The sequence below is a fragment of the Clostridium lacusfryxellense genome, from assembly GCF_018861735.1.
GTDB lineage: Bacteria > Bacillota > Clostridia > Clostridiales > Clostridiaceae > Clostridium_AD > Clostridium_AD lacusfryxellense.
In genome coordinates this window covers 112,992-119,419 of sequence record NZ_JAHLEB010000010.1, presented here as the reverse complement: position 1 = coordinate 119,419, position 6,428 = coordinate 112,992, and the positions used below count along the sequence as shown (strand labels likewise).

Below are 6,428 nucleotides of genomic sequence, written 5' to 3'. Positions count from 1 at the left end.
AAGATAAAATAAAATTATGAGTTGCGAATATTAGATATGAGATTAGTGATAACATTCGTAGTTATTATGACTGATTTATTATCAATGCTTACAACTACATTATACGAGGAGAATACTAATATGAAACCAAAAGTAGCATTTATATGTGTTCACAACTCTTGTAGGTCACAGATGGCAGAGGCGCTTGGAAAGATGTTTGGATCATCACAGTTTGATTCATATTCTGCAGGGACCGAGACCAAACCTCAAATTAACCAAGATGCAGTGAGAATAATAAAGGAATTATATAAGGTTGACATGAACGAAACTCAAACATCAAAGTTAATTGATGATATACCAGAAGTCGATATAGTTATCAAAATGGGATGTAATGTAGTGTGTCCAATCGTTGCACACAGGCATGAAGAGGATTGGGGACTTGATGACCCAACTGGGAAATCTGACGCGGAGTTTATAAAGGTCGCAAAGACAATTGAAGAAAAGGTTAAGGAGTTAATGAAAAGAGTAGAAAATAATGAAATTGATCTAAGTGGGGGACTGGAGTGGTAGTGATACCACTTAGGTCCTTTTTTTTATTATTTAGGAAACTGTTTGCGGGTAATTGAGATTTATTATTTCCTTATATTCAATCCATAATAGATACATCTAAGCGTAAATATTATATAATATGAATTTCTTCGGGAGTGGCACCAAATAAGAAGAGCAGAAATATTGAAATTCCATTTAAAATTCTTCTTTGGTGCCACGCAGGAGGAATTCATAGGTCATATTTTTATGGTTTAAATATTAATTAAGGAACGTATAAAATACAAGAATGGAGACATGATAACAATAACTTATTTATTTTAAATATGTTTATATAAAATGTAAAAATCGATATTTTGAGCTATTTTTAGTTTAGCGATTACTTTTAACCCATTTTTATATTATAATGAATTATAATATGGTATAATTAGACTTGATTAGAATAAAGGCAACATTACTTAATGTATTTATTAGGAAATTATAAAGACTATATTAATTTAAGTCTTTCTTAAAACATAAAGATATGTAATATAATATATAAATAACAAAATATATAATAACAAAATATAAAAGAAAGTGATGTTTATAAAATAACGACACTTTGAAATATAAGCTTATTAAAAATATCAAAAGAAAGGAGAAAGAATGACTGAAAAGAACATAGGTGGTTTCATCGAGACATTAAGACAAGGATAACGGGTTTAAAAGAGATTAGTTAGCTAGATTTGGATATCGGCAACAAACTATTATCTCTTAAAAAGTTAATTATGAAGAATTGTAAAAATTATTAGAACAAAAATATAAAAGAAAAGGTAGGTGAAAAACCTGATTTATGGTTAGTGAATAGGAATAAGATTCTTGGAATAGTAAGTTGTATTAAAAGAAGTATATTATATCGAGTTAATACAGTAACACTAAACTAAATGCTTGTCCTGTGCATTACCATTATGTTTAGTCGACAGATCGAAAATATAGGACAGAAATATTGCCTAATATTTAGGAATCAGGTGTATATTGAATAATAATTATAGAAATAAGGGAAAAAATAAAATTAGAGTTATTCCAATAGGTGGACTTGGAGAAATTGGAAAGAACATCACTGCAATAGAATATAAAGATGAAATTATTGTTATAGATTGTGGAATTTCATTTCCAGACGTGGATATGTACGGCGTGGATTTAGTAATTCCTGATGTAACTTATCTTATAGAGAATAAAGATAGAGTTAAAGGTATTTTCATAACACACGGACATGAGGATCATATAGGAGCATTACCTTATGTTTTAAAACAAATTAATGTTCCAGTGTATGGAACGCGTTTAACTCTTGGATTAGTTGAAAATAAGCTTGAAGAACATGGTATACTAGCTGATTGCACACTGAATGTAGTGGCAGCTGGGGATATAATAAAGCTAGACAAAATTAGTATAGAGTTTATAAGAGTTAGTCATAGTATAGCAGATGCTTGCTCAATTTGTGTGCATACACCTATTGGAAGAATTATACACACTGGAGATTTTAAAATAGATTATACTCCAATTGATGGCGAAGTTATTGATTTAGAGAGATTTGCAAAATTAGGTGGCCAAGGAGTACTACTACTAATGGCTGATAGTACTAATGTAGAACGTCCAGGATTTACCATATCCGAGAAAGTAATTGGAGAAACTTTAAATAAAATATTTTTTAAGGCTGAAGGTAGAATAATAGTAGCTTCATTCGCATCAAATATTCATAGAATACAACAAATTGCAAATGCTGCAATTGCTAATGGAAGAAAAATAGCATTCAGTGGAAGAAGTATGGAGAGAATATCTGAAGTAGCAATAAATCTTGGATATTTGCATATAGAACCAGAACATATAATCACAGTTTCAGAACTTCGTAATTACCCAGACGATAAGGTAACAATAGTAACTACTGGTAGTCAAGGTGAACCACTAGCTGCATTAACAAGAATGGCATCATCAACCCATAGAAGTATTCAAATACAAAAGGGTGATTTAATTATATTATCTGCTTCTCCAATTCCAGGAAACGAAAAATTCATATATAATGTTATAAATGAACTTTTCAAAAAGGGAGCAAATGTAATTTATAATACAACAGAAGAGATTCATGTTTCGGGCCATGCTTGCCAAGAGGAATTAAAATTAATGCATACATTAGTTAAACCTAAATATTTTATGCCAGTACATGGTGAATTCAGACATCTTAAACAACATGCATTACTTGCAGAAAAATTAGGCATGGATCCTGAAAGAATCTTTATCGGAGAAACTGGTCAAATTTTAGAAGTATCTCCAAGTGAATGTAGATTTGCTGGAAGAGTGCAAACAGGAGCTATAATGGTAGATGGTCTTGGTGTAGGAGATGTTGGAAATATAGTACTTAGAGACAGAAAACATTTAGCGGAAGAAGGTATTCTTACTGTAGTAGTTACTATACAAAGAGAAACTTATAGCATAGTAGCTGGGCCTGATATTATAACTAGAGGATTTGTATATATGAAAGAATCCAATGAACTTATTAATGAAGCAAGAGACATTGTTAGAAAAGAGCTTGAACAATGTTTAGATAATAAGATCAAAGAATGGGCTGTAATAAAGTCTAGTATTAGAAATGCATTAGGTCAATTTTTATATATAAAAACTAAGAGAAGACCAATAATTATACCAATAATAATGGAAATCTAGAAAACTAACTTTTGCATTTTTATATAAAGTGGGTACAAAAAAAGTATGTATTATAAATATACATACTTTTTTTATATTATTATTATATTTATAATAATAATTATAAATATAATAGCTGTTGACAAGTTATAGATATATGATATAGTATAAATGTAAATGCAAATGATTTGCAACAAAAAATTATATAGAATAAAAAGGTTGATACAAAGGTAATGATTTAAAGGAGTGTAAAATATTGAAAAAAATTATTGGTCTCATTTTATTAACATGTATTATAGGAACATTAGTTGGGTGTTCTAACTCTGCAACTGATGCAAAAGAAAAACATGATTCATCTAAAATACAGGTTGTTGTTTCATTTAATCCACTAAAGGAATTTGCCCAGGCTGTTGGGAAAGATAAAATAGAAGTGACTACAGTGGTGCCGGAGGGCGTTGAACCGCATGATTTTGAACCTAAAATAAAAGATATGGAAAATATAACAAAAGCTGATTTATTTGTTTATACTGGATTCGGAATGGAATCTTGGGTTGATAAAACTTTGACAGCTATAGATGATAAGAATTTAGTTGTAGTTAATTCATCCACCGGAATAGATCCAATAAAAAATCAAGGTGAAGAAATTGAGGAACATGGTCAATATGATCCACATATATGGCTTAGTTTAAAAGAATCAAAAATTCAAACTAAAAATATAAAAGATGCATTGGTTAAAGCTGATCCAACAAATAAGGTTTTTTATGAGAAAAACTTTCAAGAATTCTCAGGTAAACTTGATAAATTGTATAATGAATATATAGTTAAATTTGAAGGATTACAAAATAAAAATTTTGTTACAGGGCATGCTGCCTTTGGATATTTGTGCAGAGATTTTGGATTAAAGCAAAATAGTGTAGAAGATGTATTTTCAGGAGGAGAGCCTACTCCACAAAAAATAAAGGAATTGGTTGAGTTATCTAAAAAAAATAAAATAAAAGTTATTTTTATGGAGGAGCTTGCTAGCCCAAGAGTATCTGAAACTCTTGCAACAGAAGTAGGGGCTTCGGTACAAAAGATATACACAATAGAGAGTAATGAAGATAAGAAGACGTATATAGAAAGTATGGAAGATAATTTATCTAATATTTATAATAGCTTAAAAAAATAGCACCTAAATATAATATGAAATATGGCGAATATATAGTTCAAAAAACTATTTATTCGCCATATTTTTATGATATTTCATAGGAAATATTAGTGGAAAAATTCATTTAATAAAATATATTGTAAAACCGTGTAAAAATATGTATACTAGAGAAAATAGATATAATGCAAATTAAATAGATTTGCATAGGAGGATAATTATGGATGTATTTTTAGCCAGGCAACCAATTCTTAATAAGTATAATAAATTATTTGGATATGAATTACTATTTAGAGATAGTGAGAAAAATAGTTTCCAAGGGGAAGATGGCGATAAAGCAACCATTGATGTCATTAAAAATAGTTTTATAAATATAGGAATTGATAAGGTAACCGGAGGAAAGAAAGCGTTTATTAACTTCACTAAAAATATATTACAATCAGATATTTTTATGGTTTTATCACCAGAGACTGTGGTAATTGAGATATTAGAGGACGTAGATCCTACAGAGGAAATAGTAGATTTATGTAAAAAGCTAAAAAAGTTAGGGTACCTTATAGCATTAGATGATTTTGTTTATTCAAGCAAGTATAAAAATCTTTTAGAGATAACAGATATTATTAAAGTGGATTTTAAAATAACTACTGGATATGATAGAAGAGAAGTAATTGAACATGTGAATTTACCCCATATTAAGTTTATTGCTGAAAAAGTTGAAACTCTAGAAGAATTTAATGAGGCAGTTTCATATGGGTACTCATACTTTCAAGGTTACTATTTTAGTAGACCTTTAATTGTTACAGGCAAAAGAATATCAGAAAACAAGATTATTTATATGAAATTATTACAGGAAATTAATAGTGGCAGCTTTAATATAGAAATTATAGAAGACTTAATAAAAAGAGATGTATCATTATCTTTTAAACTTTTAAAACTTATAAATTCAGCTAATTATGTGTTTAGAAGTGAAATAAAATCAATTAGGCAAGCGCTATCTTTGCTTGGTGAAAAAGAAATAAAAATGTGGTTATATTTAATTGTTTTTAAAACTTTGGGAGAAGATAAACCTGAAAATATAATAATAGAATCTTTAACAAGGGCAAAGTTTGCAGAGCTAATTGCTCAAAAGGTGATAGGAGGTCCTGTTTCTTTTAATGCCTATTTGATAGGAATGTTATCTATGGTAGATAGGCTTATGGATATACCATTAGATGAAATATTACATCAATTATTATTGCCCATTGAAGTAAAAGATGCACTAAATGGAGTTAAGAATAATAGTTATACAAAATTACTTCATTTGATTGTAAAATATGAAGAAGGTCAATGGGATGAGGTATCAAAGATTTCAAAACAACTTAATTTAGATGAAAAGTTTTTACCTAATGCATATTGTGAGGCCATACTTTATGCAAATGAACAAATGCCAGTATAAATAAAAAAGCAACATAAACTTAAAAAGTTATATGTTGCTTTTTTTATATTATAAAGACATTTTTTATTCTTCACCAAATTTATTAGCTACAAGAAGTAATAATGCATCCATAGCTTCTTTTTCATCTACGCCTTCAGTAACAATTTTAATTTCTTCACCTTTTTTCAAACCTAAACTCATTATGTTTATTATAGATTTTGCATTTGCAGTTCCACTACCATGTACAATGCTAACAGTAGATTTAAATTTACTTGCAGTTTTTACAAAGATAGAAGCTGGTCTTGCATGTAATCCTTGTTCGTTTAATATTTTAACTATATTCGCCATTAATAAAACCTCCTAAAATTTAGCTGATTAACTTGTTGTATATAACCTTTATGATAGCATTAAAACATCTAAATATATCTAATTTTTCAAAGATAATTCTTAAAGCTGTTATAACCTCATCCATAAGGCAGAAGTTGTAAACCTTTATTATGAAATTGTAATTTGCTGTACTTAGTTATTATAACATAAATATATGTCATTTATTTATCATTTGTCTATTTATAATATGAATTATTTTAAGTCTTGAAGTTTTCCTGAGTTAGATGATTTATTGTTTGTTATCATTGTTTATTGTTTTCTTGTGTTGTATAATGAAACAAG

The 6,428-nt window shown here is 28.6% G+C and carries 5 protein-coding genes; 4 read left to right on the top strand and 1 reads right to left on the bottom strand.

The annotated features are described in order from the left end of the window. Positions 1-120 precede the first annotated feature (120 nt). The 4 genes from KPL55_RS08235 (at position 121) to KPL55_RS08220 (ending at position 5,780) form a co-directional block, all read left to right on the top strand. Entirely contained in the window at positions 121-549 is a 429-nt protein-coding gene (locus KPL55_RS08235) for an arsenate reductase ArsC (protein WP_216306239.1), read from the top strand. A gap of 990 nt (positions 550-1,539) precedes the next feature. After that, positions 1,540-3,222: a ribonuclease J gene (locus tag KPL55_RS08230; protein ID WP_246599349.1), complete on the top strand. Its 1,683-nt coding sequence runs from the start codon at positions 1,540-1,542 to the stop codon at positions 3,220-3,222. A 232-nt stretch (positions 3,223-3,454) separates the two neighbouring features. Next, entirely contained in the window at positions 3,455-4,369 is a 915-nt protein-coding gene (locus KPL55_RS08225) for a metal ABC transporter substrate-binding protein (protein WP_216306237.1), read from the top strand. A 196-nt stretch (positions 4,370-4,565) separates the two neighbouring features. Beyond that, on the top strand, positions 4,566-5,780 hold the full coding sequence (locus tag KPL55_RS08220) for an EAL and HDOD domain-containing protein (protein ID WP_216306235.1): 1,215 nt from the start codon (positions 4,566-4,568) through the stop codon (positions 5,778-5,780). 63 nt (positions 5,781-5,843) lie between these two features. Here KPL55_RS08220 and KPL55_RS08215 read toward each other — a convergent pair whose 3' ends face one another. Beyond that, positions 5,844-6,107 carry an HPr family phosphocarrier protein gene (locus KPL55_RS08215; protein ID WP_216306234.1) on the bottom strand — a complete coding sequence of 88 codons (264 nt, stop codon included), beginning with the start codon at positions 6,105-6,107 and terminating at the stop codon, positions 5,844-5,846. Positions 6,108-6,428: the final 321 nt, after the last annotated feature.